Origin of the sequence: Microbacterium meiriae (assembly GCF_040702565.1) — a bacterium.
Lineage (GTDB): Bacteria > Actinomycetota > Actinomycetes > Actinomycetales > Microbacteriaceae > Microbacterium > Microbacterium meiriae.
This window is the reverse complement of sequence record NZ_JBFBLJ010000001.1, coordinates 275,063-289,322: the sequence shown is the minus strand read 5'-3', so window position 1 is coordinate 289,322 and position 14,260 is coordinate 275,063. Positions and strand designations below refer to the sequence as shown.

The 14,260-nt window shown below is 72.0% G+C and carries 14 protein-coding genes; 9 read left to right on the top strand and 5 right to left on the bottom strand.

What is annotated here, in order from left to right:
• Positions 1-21: 21 nt before the first annotated feature.
• Genes AB0310_RS01380 through AB0310_RS01370 form a run of 3 tightly spaced genes read left to right on the top strand, consistent with a single transcriptional unit; the run spans position 22 to position 3,181 of the window.
• Positions 22-993 carry an alpha/beta hydrolase gene (locus AB0310_RS01380; RefSeq protein ID WP_187663540.1) on the top strand — a complete coding sequence of 324 codons (972 nt, stop codon included), beginning with the start codon at positions 22-24 and terminating at the stop codon, positions 991-993.
• The gene (locus AB0310_RS01375) at positions 990-1,973 is read left to right on the top strand and encodes an alpha/beta hydrolase (protein WP_268777114.1); all 984 of its coding nucleotides are present in this window, start codon (positions 990-992) and stop codon (positions 1,971-1,973) included. The genes AB0310_RS01380 and AB0310_RS01375 overlap by 4 nt, the downstream gene beginning before the upstream one ends.
• On the top strand, positions 1,970-3,181 hold the full coding sequence (locus AB0310_RS01370) for a multidrug effflux MFS transporter (RefSeq protein ID WP_232089195.1): 1,212 nt from the start codon (positions 1,970-1,972) through the stop codon (positions 3,179-3,181). The genes AB0310_RS01375 and AB0310_RS01370 overlap by 4 nt, the downstream gene beginning before the upstream one ends.
• A gap of 18 nt (positions 3,182-3,199) precedes the next feature.
• On the opposite strand, the gene AB0310_RS01365 is transcribed toward AB0310_RS01370, so the two are convergent.
• On the bottom strand, positions 3,200-3,733 hold the full coding sequence (locus AB0310_RS01365; protein WP_268777116.1) for a hypothetical protein: 534 nt from the start codon (positions 3,731-3,733) through the stop codon (positions 3,200-3,202).
• Positions 3,734-3,798: 65 nt separating this feature from the next.
• Between AB0310_RS01365 and AB0310_RS01360 the strand changes: the two genes are divergently transcribed.
• Together AB0310_RS01360 and AB0310_RS01355 are read left to right on the top strand one after the other, a co-directional pair.
• Positions 3,799-4,383, top strand: a complete 585-nt coding sequence (locus AB0310_RS01360; RefSeq protein WP_259952075.1) for a TetR/AcrR family transcriptional regulator — start codon at positions 3,799-3,801, stop codon at positions 4,381-4,383.
• A gap of 103 nt (positions 4,384-4,486) precedes the next feature.
• Positions 4,487-6,475, top strand: a complete 1,989-nt coding sequence (locus AB0310_RS01355) for a primary-amine oxidase (protein WP_366236423.1) — start codon at positions 4,487-4,489, stop codon at positions 6,473-6,475.
• 28 nt (positions 6,476-6,503) lie between these two features.
• Here AB0310_RS01355 and AB0310_RS01350 read toward each other — a convergent pair whose 3' ends face one another.
• The 3 genes from AB0310_RS01350 to AB0310_RS01340 form a co-directional block, all read right to left on the bottom strand.
• Positions 6,504-7,166, bottom strand: a complete 663-nt coding sequence (locus AB0310_RS01350; RefSeq protein ID WP_292793911.1) for an SDR family oxidoreductase — start codon at positions 7,164-7,166, stop codon at positions 6,504-6,506.
• Between the two features lie 96 nt (positions 7,167-7,262).
• Positions 7,263-8,195 (bottom strand): N-acetylmuramic acid 6-phosphate etherase, encoded by a 933-nt coding sequence (murQ, locus tag AB0310_RS01345; RefSeq protein ID WP_366236422.1) that lies wholly within the window; start codon positions 8,193-8,195, stop codon positions 7,263-7,265.
• Positions 8,185-9,075 carry an N-acetylglucosamine kinase gene (locus AB0310_RS01340; protein ID WP_366236421.1) on the bottom strand — a complete coding sequence of 297 codons (891 nt, stop codon included), beginning with the start codon at positions 9,073-9,075 and terminating at the stop codon, positions 8,185-8,187. Before AB0310_RS01340 ends, murQ begins: the two co-directional genes overlap by 11 nt.
• Before the next feature lie 102 nt (positions 9,076-9,177).
• Between AB0310_RS01340 and AB0310_RS01335 the strand changes: the two genes are divergently transcribed.
• Entirely contained in the window at positions 9,178-10,035 is an 858-nt protein-coding gene (locus AB0310_RS01335) for a MurR/RpiR family transcriptional regulator (protein ID WP_280566649.1), read from the top strand.
• 23 nt (positions 10,036-10,058) lie between these two features.
• Here AB0310_RS01335 and AB0310_RS01330 read toward each other — a convergent pair whose 3' ends face one another.
• The gene (locus tag AB0310_RS01330) at positions 10,059-11,201 is read right to left on the bottom strand and encodes a DUF998 domain-containing protein (RefSeq protein ID WP_366236420.1); all 1,143 of its coding nucleotides are present in this window, start codon (positions 11,199-11,201) and stop codon (positions 10,059-10,061) included.
• Positions 11,202-11,306: 105 nt separating this feature from the next.
• Here AB0310_RS01330 and AB0310_RS01325 point away from each other — a divergent pair, with 105 nt between their 5' ends.
• The 3 genes from AB0310_RS01325 (at position 11,307) to AB0310_RS01315 (ending at position 14,251) form a co-directional block, all read left to right on the top strand.
• Positions 11,307-12,263, top strand: coding sequence for an AraC-like ligand-binding domain-containing protein (locus AB0310_RS01325; RefSeq protein WP_366236419.1), 957 nt, complete (start codon positions 11,307-11,309; stop codon positions 12,261-12,263).
• A 619-nt stretch (positions 12,264-12,882) separates the two neighbouring features.
• Positions 12,883-13,671, top strand: coding sequence for a MoaF C-terminal domain-containing protein (locus AB0310_RS01320; RefSeq protein ID WP_259952061.1), 789 nt, complete (start codon positions 12,883-12,885; stop codon positions 13,669-13,671).
• Between the two features lie 157 nt (positions 13,672-13,828).
• Positions 13,829-14,251: a nuclear transport factor 2 family protein gene (locus AB0310_RS01315; protein WP_071327380.1), complete on the top strand. Its 423-nt coding sequence runs from the start codon at positions 13,829-13,831 to the stop codon at positions 14,249-14,251.
• The last annotated feature ends 9 nt before the right edge of the window (positions 14,252-14,260 follow it).

Below are 14,260 nucleotides of genomic sequence, written 5' to 3'. Positions count from 1 at the left end.
CCGTCCCACCCGAGGAGAACCATGACCATCCCCGTCCCCTTCGATCCCGACGTGCAGGCCGTGCTCGACGAGATCGCGAAGAACCCGCAGCCCGCCCTCACCCGCGAGACCCTGCCGCGCGACGGCGTCGACCGGATGTTCCCGGACAACGACGCCGTGATCGCCGGCCGGGACATCACCTGGGAGGACCGCGTCATCCCCGGCCCGCCCGGAGCACCGGACATCGAGGTCACGATCTTCCGCCCCGCCGGCTCGGAGACCTCGACGCTCCCCGGCTTCGTGAACATCCACGGCGGCGGCATGATCGTCGGCCACCGCTCCTGGGAGACGGCTCGAGTCGTCGACATCGTCGCGGAGCACGGCGTCGTGGCCGTGAACGTCGAGTACCGCCTCGCCCCGGAGGACCCGTACCCCGCGGGCGTGGAGGACTGCTACGCGGCCTTCGTGTGGACGCACACCCACGCCACGGAGCTCGGCATCGACCCCGCGCGCATCGTCGTGGGCGGCGGCAGCGCGGGCGGGGGCCTCACCGCGGCCGTCGCCCTGCTGGCGCGTGATCGGCGGGGCCCCGTCATGGCCGGGCAGTTGCTGCTGTGTCCCATGATCGACAACACCAACACCACGGTGGCCAGTCGGCAGTACGACGGCATCGGCACCTGGCAGCGCGACATGAACCTCCTCGCCTGGTCGTGCGTCCTCGGCGAGGAGCTCGCCTTCAGCGTCGAGGCTCCCGCCTACGCCGCGCCGAGCCGGGCGACAGACGTCTCCGGCCTTCCGCCCGCCTACATCGAGGTCGGCGAGGCGGAGATGTTCCGCGACGAGGACACCGTGTACGCCCTCCGGATCTGGGAGACCGGCGGTCAGGCCGAGCTGCACGTGTGGGGCGGCGGCGCCCACGGCTTCGACATGTACATGCCGGACGCCGAGATCACCCGCGCCGCCCTCGCCGCACGTGCCTCCTGGCTGCGACGGATCTGGCGGACCGCCGCATGAGCACGCCCGAACCGGTGCCTTACGACCCGGAGCTCGTCGCCGGACTCGACGCCTTCGTCGACCTCGTCGAGGTCATCCCGCTGCGCGCGGACACCATCCACGCCAACCGCGATCACTTCGCCACGATCATCCCGCCGATGGCCGTGCAGGCGGAGGGTCGCGCCGTGACCTGGGAGGACCGGGTCATCCCCGGCCCCGTCGGGGCTCCGGACCTCGAGATCACCATCGTGCGCCCGGCGCAGGCGCCCGCAGACCCGGCACCGGCGGTGCTGTCGATCCACGGCGGCGGCATGGTGCTCGGCACGCGTTTCTTCGGCACCGCCGAGCTCATCGACCTCGCCGAGCGGCACGGTGTCGTCGGCGTCGCGGTCGAGTACCGTCTCGCCCCGGAGCACCCCGGACCGGCGCAGGCGGAGGACTGCTACGCGGCACTGGAGTGGATGGTCGCCCACGCCGACGAGCTCGGCATCGACACCTCCCGCGTCATCGCGTCCGGGCAGAGCGCCGGCGGCGGACTCTCGGCGGCGGTCGCGCTGCTCTCCCGCGACCGCGGCGGACCACGGCTGGCCGGGCAGCTCCTCGGCTGCCCGATGCTCGACGACCGCAACGAGACCCCGTCGAGCCGGCAGTACGACGGCTTCGGCGCCTGGGACCGGAACAACAACGACACCGCGTGGGACGCGATCGCCGGAGCCGACCGGTTCACCGACCGCGTGTCGCCGTACACGGCGCCGGCCCGGGCCACGGATCTGTCGGGACTCGCTCCGGCGTTCATCGAGGTGGGTGCCGCGGAGACCTTCCGCGATGAGGCCGTCGACTACGCGTCGCGGATCTGGGCCACGGGCGGCCAGGCCGAACTGCACGTCTGGGCGGGCGGCTACCACGGCTTCTCCGGGTTCTCCCCCGAGGCCGAGGTGTCGCAGGCCGCGGTGGCCGCACGGGAGAGCTGGCTGCGCCGCGTGCTGCGCCTGGGCGGATGAGTCTCCCGGCGCGCGGTGAGCCCGCGCGGATGGGCACGCTGCGGGCGATGCTGGTGCTCGGCATGCTGGAAGCCTTCGGTCCGCTGTCGATGGACCTCTACCTCCCTCAGCTCCCCCAGCTCGCGGCGTCGCTCGGCACGACCGAGGCCCTGGCGCAGGTGACCATGTCGGCGTGCATGATCGGCCTCGGCCTGGGGCAGCTCGTGGCCGGTCCCCTCAGCGACCGGCTGGGTAGACGTCTGCCGCTGCTGGTCGGCGTCGCGGCCTTCGCGGTGCTCTCCGCGGTATGCGCGGTCGCTCCGACCATCGAGCTGCTGCTCGTCGCCCGCTTCCTGCAGGGGCTGGCGGGATCGGCAGGCATCGTGATCTGCTTGGCGATCGCCCGCGACCAGTTCGAGGGCATCGAGCTCTCCCGCATGCTCTCGCTGCTGTTCCTCGTCTCGGGCACCGCACCGATCATCGCCCCGGTGGTGGGCGGTCAGCTCGCCCGCATCATGGACTGGCGCGGCATCTTCGGGGTGCTGTCCGGGATCGGCGTCATCCTGCTGCTCGTGGTCGTCTTCCTCCTGCCGGAGACGCTGCGACCGGAGGCGCGCCACGGCGGAGGCCTCCGCGTGCTGCGGGCGCATGCCGGCGCCGTGCTGGGCGACCGGCTCTTCGCCGCGGTCCTGTGCGCCTCCGCCGGTGCGGGCGTGGCGTTCTTCACCTATCTCTCGATGTCGTCCTTCGTCCTGCAGGACGAGTTCGGCCTCAGCCCGCAGAGCTTCAGTCTCGCCTTCGCCGCCGGCGCCCTCGCGAGCATCGTCGGCAGCCAGTCGAGCCGCCTGGTCGTGCGCCGCTTCGGCCCCCTCCGCGTCTACCTCGGCGGGGTCACGGCGACGCTCGTCGCGACCACGACCTTCCTCGTCCTGGCACTGAGCGGGACGGGGGTGGCGGGCGTGGTGGCGGCACTCGTCGGGTTCATGCTGTGCGCGGGCCTCGGCGGCCCGAACGGCCAGACACTCGCCCTCGCGCATCACGGCGCCAGGGCGGGGACGGCGTCCGCGCTGCTCGGCATGTCGTCGTTCCTGTTCGGCCCGGTGCTCGCCCCGGTCGCCGCCGGGATCGGGGGCACGAACGCCGTCACGATGGCGGTCACCATGACCCTGGCCGCCGCCGTCGCGGCGATCGCGGCCTGGGCCTTCGTCCGCCCCGCGGCGCGGGAGTGAGACCCTCGCACCGGACGGTCAGCCCGCGATGCTCATCGCGACGACCCCGATCGCCATCGCCCAGGATTCCACCGCGAGCAGCCGGGCGGCGCGGCCCCGATGCGCCGTCGTCCGCCACCCTGCGGCGATCGTCCAGGCGACGACGCTGAGAGTGCCGAGGAGGACGAGCGCGCCGAGCGCGCCGCCGAGTCCATGACCCCCGTGCCCCGCGGACGTCACCACGCCTTGACCGACCGATCCCGCCGCGCCGTGGAAGGCGCAGATCGCCATCACGAGCGATCCGAGAGCGCGGTGACAGCAAGGGGCCGCGGACGTCGCCCCGCGAACGCCCATCGTGCCGATCATGCCGGACACGAGCAGCAGGGCACCGATCAGCAGGGCACCCAGCGGCCCGGTCCCGCCCGTCGCCATCAGCAGCATCCCCGCCGCCATCACCACCGCGGCCTGGCGTCCCTGCCACGGCACAGCGCGCCGCGCAGCGAGGCAGGCGCCGGCCGACACGAGCGCCGCCGCCGCCATCAGCAACGATGCTGCCGGGAGCAGGAGGTCCACAGCCGAAGTATATTGATCGTTCGCTCAAAAAAGCGAGGCCGCACTTCATGCGACACAATGAGCACGTGCCCCGCATCGTCGACCATGATGAGCGTCGCCGTCAGATCGCCGACGCGCTGCTCGTCGTCGCCGCCAGAGACGGTCATGAGAGCGTGTCCTCACGGGCGGTCGCCAAGGAGCTCGGCGTCGCGACCGGTTCGCTCTGGCACTACTTCGACGGCTTCGACGACGTCGTCCGGGCCGCCGCGGCCGAGGTCACCCGTCGCACCGACGAGCGCATCGCCGCGGCGACGGACGGACTCCGCGGCCTGGCGCGCCTGCGGGCCCTGATGGGCGAGGTGCTCCCCGTCGACGAGCGCACTCGCACCGAGGCGCACGTCGTCGTCGGCTTCTGGGGGCGCCTGGCCACCCTCGCCCCGACTCCTGACGCCGGAGCGCCGACCCTCGCGACGTGGCAGGGCAGCATCCGCGAGGCACTGGAGGAGGCGGTGAGCGACCGAGAGCTGCGCCCGGACACCCCCACCGGCGACCTCCTCGCCCTCCTGCGCTCGATCACGTACGGCCAGCAGGTCGTCGAGGTCACCGAACCGCAGACGGCGGCGGCGCACTTCGCGGTCCTCGACAGCATCCTCGCCCCCTGGCGTCGCTGACCTCGACATCGCCCACACGCCACGGTTGTGCGCCCGTGCACGCCGTCGTATCATCGTGCCAACCCGTTTCTTGAGCACTTGCTCGAAAATAGTGAGGTCAACGATGTCCCCGCACTCCCCCCAGCCCGTCTCCCTCGAGCCGATCGCCGTCCCGCACCCGCTCGACCCGCTCACCGGTGCCGAGATCGCCGCCGCCCGCGCCGTGCTCGACGCAGCCGGCCTGCTGACGGCGACCACCCGCGTGCCGATGCTGCTCCCCGACGAAGCCACGAAGGAGGAGCTCGCGGCCTGGCGTCCCGGCTCTCCCATCGACCGCCGTGTCGACGTGACGCTGCTCGACACCGCCACCGGCGTCGCGACCGAGCTGATCGTCTCGATCACCCGTGGCGAGGTCGTGCGGCAGGAGCGAGTGCCGAACGACGCCCCGCCGTACGGCCAGCCGCAGTACCTGTTCGAGGAGTACGAGCGGGCAGAGGCCATCGCCAAGGCATCCCCGGACTGGCAGGCGGCCATGCGGCGGCGGGGCCTGGCGGACCACATGGCCCTCGCCTTCTGCTCCCCCCTGGCCCCGGGCTACACCGGCCGGGCCGACGAGGTGGGCCGCCGCGTGATCCGGTCCCTCACCTTCCTCCGATACGACGAGCAGGATTCCCCGTGGGCCCACCCCGTCGAGGGGCTGATCGTGCACATCGACCTCACCACGGACAGCGTGATCCGCGTCGAGGACGAGGGCGACGTGCCGGTGCCCGCCGGGCACGGCAACTACTACCCGGAGGTGCAGGGCGCGGCACGGACGACGCTGCGGCCCATCGAGATCACCCAGCCGGACGGGCCGAGCTTCGCCGTGTCCGGATCGCTCGTCGAGTGGGAGGGCTGGTCCATGCGCGTGGGCTTCAACGCCCGCGAAGGCCTCGTCCTGCACGACGTGTCGTTCCAGGGGCGCTCCGTGCTGCACCGGGCGAGCGTGCCGGAGATGGTCGTGCCGTACGGTGACACCGCCCCCGGGCGCTTCTGGATCAGCTACTTCGACGCGGGCGAGTACCTCCTCGGCAAGAACGCCAACCACCTGGAGCTCGGCTGCGACTGCCTCGGCGTGATCCGGTATCTCGACGGCTACGTCGCCGACGACCACGGTCACCCGGTGCGCATCCCGAATGTGATCTGCATGCACGAGGAGGACTTCGGCATCCTCTGGAAGCACACCGACCTCTCGGGACGGTCCGACGTGCGGCGCTCACGGCGCTTCGTGGTCTCGTACTTCTCCACGATCGGCAACTACGACTACGGCTTCTACTGGAACTTCGGACTGGACGGCTCCATCGAGGTCGTCGCCAAGGCCACGGGCATCGTGTTCGCCGGCGCCGGGGAGCCGGGCGTCCGTCAGAAGCACGCCACCGAGCTCGCCCCCGGCGTCTTCGCCCCGGTCCACCAGCATCTGTTCTGCGCGCGGCTCGACGTGGCTATCGACGGCCAGGACAACCGCCTCGTGGAGGTCGACGCGCAGCGGGTGCCGATGGGGCCGGACAACCCGTTCGGCAACGCGTTCACCTGGTCGGAGACGGTGCTCGAGACCGAGCACGCCGCCCAGCGTGAGGCCGACTCCTCCGCCGCCCGGGTGTGGGAGGTGCAGAGCGCCTCGCGGACCAACCACGTCGGCCGCCCGACCGCCTACCACCTCGTCCCGGAGTCGACCGCCCTGCTGATGGCCGACCCCGCCTCCTCCGTCGCCGCGCGCGCGGCCTTCGCCACGAAGCACCTCTGGGCGACCCGGTACGAGCACGGGCAGATCTGGCCGGCCGGGCGCTACCCCAACGCGCACCAGGGCGGCGCCGGCCTCCCGGAGTACACGGCCGACGACCGCCGGATCGACGGCGAGGACATGGTGCTGTGGCACACCTTCGGGCTCACGCACTTCCCCCGCCCGGAGGACTGGCCGATCATGCCCGTGGATTACGCGGGATTCTGGTTCAAGCCCTACGGCTTCCTCGACCAGAACCCCGCCATGGACGTGCCGGAGTCCTCCCAGGCGCACGGCGGCGCGACGGCGACGGACTCCTGCTGCGGCGGCGACTCCTGCGCCTGCGGCCACTGAGCGCACCCGGGGACGCTCCGCCGCGCGATCAGTAGCGGGCGGAGAAGGCCCCGTCGGCGTGGAGGAGCTGACCGGAGATCCAGCGTCCCTCATCCGAGACGAGGAACGAGACGACCGCGGCGATGTCGCCCGGCGTGCCGAGGCGACCGAGCGGTGTCATCCCGGCGAGGCCGACGCGCGTCTCGTCGTCCATCCATCCGGTGTCGATGGGGCCGGGGTTCAGGACGTTGGCGGAGATGCCGCGCGGACCGAGCTCGCGCGCGGCGGAGATGACGAGCCGGTCGAGCGCGCCCTTGGAGGCCCCGTAGGGCAGGTTCCCGGTCACGTGATCGCTCGTGAGCGCCACGATCGCGCCACCCGTATCGGCCTGCCGGGCGAAGGCCGCGATGAGGAGCAGGCTCGCCCGCGCGTTCACGGCGACGTGCCGGTCGAAGCTCTCCGCCGTCGTGTCCAGCACGCCGGACTCGACGTCGTGCGCGTGGCTGAGGACGAGCGCGGAGATCGGGCCGTGCGCCTCCGCGACCTCGGCGATCAGGCGCTCCGGCCCGTCGGCGGTGGAGAGGTCGGCGGGGTGATCGGCGTCGTCGAGGTCGCTGGTGACGACGGTCCAGCCGTCGGCACGGAGCCGCGGGACGATACCCGCGGCGATGCTGTTCGCGCGCGCGGCGCCGGTGACGAGAGCGAGGGGCATGCCCTCACGCTAGCGGGCAGCCCGTCGCGGGTGCGAAAAGGTGCCCCGATCGCTCCCGTCAGGCGCGATTCTCATCCCTGCCGAGGGGAGAGCGGGTCAGGCGAGGGCGGCGATCGCGTCGCGGAGGATGCCGTCGGCCGCGGCCAGCGCCTCAGCGGCGGTCTCGGCGGAGGCGCCCGTCGCGAGCAGGAGCAGCGCGAGCTTGACGGAACCGTCCGCGGCCTGCAGCGCGGCGGACGCGGCGTCGACGTCCACATCCGCGAGCTGCGACACCGTGCGGATCGAGCGCGCGTGCAGCTTCTCGTTCGTGGCCAGCAGGTCGACCATGACCCCGCGGTACGTCTTGCCGAGCTTGATCATCGAGAGCGTCGTCAGCATGTTCACGACGAGCTTCTGCGCCGTGCCGGACTTCAGCCGCGTGGAGCCCGAGATGAACTCCGGCCCCGTGACGACCTCGATCGCGATGTCGGCCTCCGCGCCGATCGCCGACCCCGCGTTCGAGGCGATCGCCACCGTGAGGGCGCCGAGGCCCCGGGCGTACCGCAGCCCGCCGATGACGTAGGGCGTACGGCCGGATGCCGAGATGCCCACCACCGTGTCCCGCTCGGTGAGGTCGAGGTCGCGCAGGGCGAGGGCCGCGGCCTCATCATCGTCCTCCGCGTTCTCCACCGCCGAGCGGATGGCCGTCTCCCCGCCGGCGATGAGTCCGACCACCATCGACGGGTCGGTGCCGAAGGTGGGCGGGCACTCGCTCGCGTCGAGCACGCCGATGCGACCTGCCGTGCCCGCACCGATGTAGATGAGGCGACCGCCGCGTCGGAAGCGCTCCGTGATGCCGTCCACCGCCGCCGCGATCTCCGGCGTGCGACCGGCCACGGCCTCGGGCACGCGACGGTCCTCGGCGTTCATGCGCTCGACGAGCTCAGTGGTGCTCAGCAGGTCGAGATCGCCCCGCTCGGTGGACGAGGCCTCGGTGTCCAGGCCCGCGAGCTCGGCGAGAAGGGTGGTCAGACGGGGGTCATTCGGCACGGTGCACGAACCTTTCATGGGGGAGGTCGAGGCGACGGGTCAGCAGCAGGGCCCCGTCCATGGCGCCGCCTCGCGCGGGGACGACCCGACGGCCGCTCCCTTCGAGCGCGCGTGCGAGGGCGGCGCGGAATCCGTCGTGGTCGGTGAGGCCGCCGTGCAGTGCGACGTCCGCGGTCGGCCCGGCGGCCGCAGCGGTCGTCGCAGCGAGGAGCCGGACGGCCTCCTCGACGATCCCGCGGGCGACGGGGTCGTCGTCTGCGGCGGCGGCGAGCACGAGGGGCGCGAGGGTCGCGAGGCGGCGGGCGAGAGCTCCGTCGGCGGCGAGCCAGGCCTGCACGGCCGAGGGCGGGCCGACGGGGGCGGCGAGCGCCGTGGTGAGAGCGGTGGGCGCGGCCAGCCCGTCGTGGGCACGGAGCACGGCGCGCAACGCCTCGCGGCCGAGCCAGGATCCGCTGCCGAAGTCGCCCAGCTCGGGACCCCAGCCGTCGACCAGACGCGCACCGGAAGGGTCGACGCCCAGCGCCACGGCTCCGGTGCCGGCGATGAGCAGCACGCCGGCCGCGCCGTCGAGAGCGCCCGCATGGGCGGTGACCACGTCCGACGCCACGGCCACGCGCGCTCCGGTCCGTGCGGCGAGCGCGGCGGCGAGTTCCGCGGCCGCCTCCGGGGCGAACCAGGCGCCGGCCGCCCCCACGCCGAGCGTGTCGATGCGCTCGACACCGTCGAGCAGCGGGAGAATCGCGGTGAGCGCCGCCTCCACTCCGCCCGCCGCGGCGAGGCCCGGCGCTCCGATCCCGGAGCGCTCCCCGGCCGTCGCGCCGTGCACGACGAGGCGGCAGCGGGACTTGCCGAGGTCGACGGTGGCGGTCGTCTCGCTCATCGGCACTCCTCGGATCCGGCGGAAAGAAAGAAAAGCGACTACACAACACGTAGACTCGCTGAAAAGAATTTACCATCCCGTTCCGCCGTTCCGGAGGATACCGTGAGCATCCAGTCCACGATCGAAGCCGCCGCTGCAACCCTGCCCCCGTCGCTGGCGCGCGTCGCGGCCGCCGTGCGGGAGAACCCGACCCTCGTGATCGACAAGACGATCAGCGAGCTCGCCGAGGAGTGCCGCACCTCGGTCGCCTCCGTCGTGCGGTTCTGCCGCGCGATCGGCTTCACCGGATACGCGCCGCTGCGGATGGCCCTGGCCACCGAGCTCGGCAAGGAGGCCGCGCAGTTCTCCGCCCGCGGCGCCTACGGCTCGGAGATCTCCGACGAGGACTCTCTGGAGGAGGCGGTCTCCAAGCTCGCGGCCCTGGAGCTCCTCGCCATCGAGGAGACCGTCGGCCAGCTCGACTTCGCTGTGCTGGCGGCGGCTGTCGCGGCCATCGACGGCGCCGACCGGATCCTGCTCTACGGCATCGGCGCCAGTCAGTTCGTCGCGGAGGACCTCGCGCACAAGCTCCTCCGCGTCGGCCGCAACGCCCACGTCCTCGCCGACCCCCACGAGGCGATCGCCGCCGCGGTCCTGCCCGTCAGGACCACCGTCGCCATCGGGTTCTCGCACGCGGGGTCGACGATCGAGACGGTGCGGTTCCTCGAAGCCGCCGTCGCCAACGGTGCGACGACCGTCGCCGTCACCTCCGTGAAGGACTCCCCTCTCGCCCAGGTCGCCGACCACGCCCTGTTCACCGAGGTGCGCGAGTCGACCTTCCGTGCCGGGGCGATGGTGAGCCGGATCGCGCAGCTCGCCCTCGTGGACTGCCTGTTCATCGGCGTCGCCAAGCGGCGGTACGCCGAGACCGTCGACGCCCTGCAGCGCACGCGTCAGGCGACGCGCCTCCTCCGCGACTGACGTCGCCGCCGAGCGCCGGTGCGTCAGCGGACCGCGGCATCGGGAGCGGTCAGGGCGTCGGCCCGCGGCGCGTGACCGCCCATCGTCCCCGCCGTGCGCAGGAACACGATGATCCAGCTGAAGATCAGCACGGCCGCGATGAGCTCGACCGCCGTGAGGTTGTAGTAGCCGACAGCGAAGAACGCCCCGAGCAGCACGATGACCAGCACGTACGTCCAGCCGAGGCCGACGAAGACGCGCGGGATGCTGCGCACGAACCACGGCAGACCGACGACGACCACCGCGAACACCACCACCATGCCCGTCGCGACGGTGTTGTGCAGACCGAAGAACTCGTCGACGGGGAAGATCCCGACGCACGCGAGGAAGATGCCCATCAGGATGAGCCCGCCGCGCACGATGGTCCGGCCACGGCGGTCGACCGGGTCGTCGACAGGCAGCCCCGCCGTCGCATAGCGCGAGATGGTCGTCACCATGATCCCCGCGATGACGAGGGTCACGTTGAAGGCCACCGAGGCGCTGTTGCTGCTCATGCCCAGCGCCGACAGATTGTCGCGCCACCAGTGCACGTCACTGGAGGCCAGCATCGCCGCGAACGCCCCGACGACGAGGAACACCGCCAGGACCAGCGACAGCACGGTCGGCGTCAGAGCGACGGCGCTGAGGAAGGCGACGTAGCCCGTGAGCGCGAACGCCACGGCGACCAGGATCGCTCCGGGGAACGCGAAGACGGGGGCGTCCACGAAGCTCTGCTCCAGCAGCTGCGCGATCCCCAACCAGCCGAGGTAGGCGATCGCGGCGTGCGCGAAGGCGATGGCGGCGAGGTCGTACCAGCGCAGGCGGTCGCCGGGTACCGCGAATCCGTCCCTGGCGCGGGTGGGGTCGGGCTCCGGAACCCGCACAGCGAGCCGCCCCAGGGCGAAGGCGAGCGCCGCCGCGATCGCGCCGCCGTAGGCCGCGAACATACCGATCGAGCCGGTGCCGCTGATCGAGAGCTGCCGCCCCCAGAACACCGGCAACGCCCCGAGGAACCCGACGAGGAGGAACGCCGCACCGACGATCAGCGCCGTCGCCTCGAACACCGCGTCGGAGGTGGCGGGTCCGCGCACCTGGCGGAGCACGTGCCGGATCCGCTGCGTCACCGTCGACATCATCCCGCCGTTCACGGACCACATCCTAGACGGCACCCCCGCAGGATCGTCGCCGGTGGTAGCATCACGGAACGGATCGTATACAACGTCGTCGTTCCCACCAGCCCGAGGTGATCAGTCATGAACGGTGCCCTCACCACCCCCGCCGAATCGGTGTCCACGCTCGTCGCGCGCAACATCAGCGAGTTCCGCGCCGCCGTCTCCGAGTCGTTCGTCCCGCTGCAGGTGTCCACCGCGGGCGCCGACCAGTTCCGCGGCGTGATCCGCGGCGCCGCCGTCGACGAGGTGCACGTCAACGACATCCGCGCGACCTCGCACGTCGTCGAGCGCACCACCGAGCTCATCGCCCGCGGGGACCGCTCGTACTTCAAGGTGAGCCTGATGCTCGCCGGGACGGGCCTGCTCATCCAGGACGACCGCGAGGCCGTGCTGCAGCCCGGCGACCTCGCCGTCTACGACACCGATCGGCCGTACTCCCTCGTCTTCGACCAGGACTTCCGCACCATGGTCGTCATGTTCCCGAAGCACCTGATCAGCCTCCCGCCGGACATGATCGGGCAGCTCACGGCCGTCCGCATCTCGGGTCAGGAAGGGCTCGGCGGCATGGTCGTGCCGTACCTGACGCAGCTCGCCGGCAACCTCGATGAACTCGCCGGCACGACGGGAGCCCGGCTCGCGCACAGCGCCCTCGACCTCGTGACCACCGTCTTCACGCGGGAGCTCGGTCTCGACCAGGTCTCCGCCGACCCGCACCGTGCCCTCATGCAGCGGATCCGCTCGCACATCGACCGCAACCTCGCCTCCACGGACCTCGGACCGGCCTCCATCGCCGCCGCGCACTTCATCTCCACCCGCCACCTGCACGGACTGTTCCAGGAGCAGGGGGCGACCGTGTCGACGTGGATCCGCACCCGCCGCCTGGAGCAGTGCCGTCGCGACCTCCTCGACCCGATGCTCGCCGACCGCCCCGTCGCCGCCATCGCCGCCCGCTGGGGCTTCGTCGACGCGGCGCATTTCAGCCGCGCCTTCAAGACCGCCTTCGGCGTCTCCCCCAGCGAGTACCGCGCCACCCACTGACCCTGTTGTTCCCATTCTCCCCGTCGCGCGCGGGATTAAAACCGCCCCGCCAGCGCTCGCCTCGCGCACGTTCCTGATCCCGCACCATCCCCCGCCCCGCGTGCGGGATCAAGAACGCACCCCACTCCCGTCGGGCAGGGGCCCTTTCGATCCCGCACCGACGAGCGGCACTCCGTGCGCGGGAGGGCGGCTCCCGCCCCAAAGGGCACGACTCCCGCACCCCAGAGGACACGACTCCCGCGCCCCAGAGGGCACCGCGCCCGCGTGCGGGATCAGGAACGCACCCCACACGCGTCCGGCAGGGGCGGTTTCCGTCCCGCGCCGGGGCGGCCGCAGGCGGGACGCCCGTGCGGGATCAGGAAGGCACCCCACTCGCGTCCGGCAGGGGCGGTTTTGATCCCGCACGGGGGCCAGGGGCGGATCCAGGGACGGAACCGCGGGGACGGAGCTGCGCGGGGACGGGGCTTGCCCGGGAGGGCACGCCGGTTGACTCTCGGTGCGGGATGGACTCCGCGCGCTTGAGGGCTCCCCCGGGCCGGCCGGAGCATGAGGCAAGCGCATCGCGACGACGCGGTGCCCGGGGCGACGAGGCCCCGCCGTGTGCGACGTCAGGACCCTCATGACCGACATCTCCGCCGACCCCGCTCTGGACGAATGGCGCACGTACGACGAGTTCGCCGCGGGCATCGACACGTTCCGCCTGCCGAACACGATGCTCGCCGGAACCGCGCTCACGCTCACCCTGGACGACGACACCGCGCTCGCGCTCCGCTTCGACGAGGACTCCGTGGCCTGGGAGGGCCTGGGCTCCTCCGGTCGCGACCCGTACGACGCCGTCCGCGTCCGTGACGACGTCGTCTTCGTGAACATCCCCTTCGAGACCCGCGAGCGCGAAGCCCTCACCGTCGTGTTCTCCACCACGACCCACCGCGCCACCGTCATCCGCTCCCGCATCGCCGCCGAGGCCGTCGAGGGCACCCCGCAGGTGGGGCAGGACTTCTGGGCCGCGACCACTGACGCCGGACCCGCGACCGGCGAGGTCCCCGGTCCGAGCCGTGACCTCATCGGCAAGCGGAACATCTACCGCTACAGCCCCCACCACCTGTACGAGCACGTCTACGTCTCCAGCCAGCGCTACGCGTGGCAGTGCCTGGAGGGCGTCCAGCGCGGTCACGGCGACATGGACCTCTCCACGGTGTGGAAGTTCGCGGACGGCCTCTACCTGTTCTGCTTCCGCGAGTTCCGGATCGCGGTGGCGAGCGTCTGGCTCCACGACCTCGGCTACCAGCTCATGACGACGGGGATCTTCCTCGGACTCAACGGCGACGGCGAGTCGGAGCACTCCCGCGCCGGCGGACACATCTACCCGCTGGGCGCCGTCGCCTACCCCGACGCACAGCCCGCCTGACCCTTCGACCCTTCGACCCTTCGACCCTTCGACAGGCTCAGGGACCCAGACGGGCTCAGGGCCCTTCGACAGGCTCAGGGATCCAGACGGGCTCAGGGCCCTTCGACAGGCTCAGGGACCCAGACGGGCGCAGCGACCCACCACGGAAAGAGAGCACATGAGCAACGCAGACCTGATCCGCGACCACTACGCCGCCAACGACCGCGGCGACCTGGACGGCATGCTCGCGCCCTTCGCGGCCGACATCGAATGGACCGAGTCCGCCGGATTCCCCTACGCCGGAACGTACATCGGCCCGGACGCGGTCGCCGAGAACGTCTTCGGCCGCATCCAGGAGGAGTGGGACGACTACACCGTCGCGATCGACGAGGTCGTCGACGGCGGCGACGTCGTGGTCGGCATCGGCACCTACTCCGGCACCTACAAGCGCACCGGTCGGTTCTTCGCCGCCCGGGTGGCCCACGTCTGGCGCGTGGCGGGCGGCGAGATCGTCGCCTTCGAGCAGTTCACCGACACGGAGCTCGTGAACCGCGCCCTGCGCGCGCCGTCGACGAGCACCGAGACCCAGCCTTCGAGCTGACAGCACGAC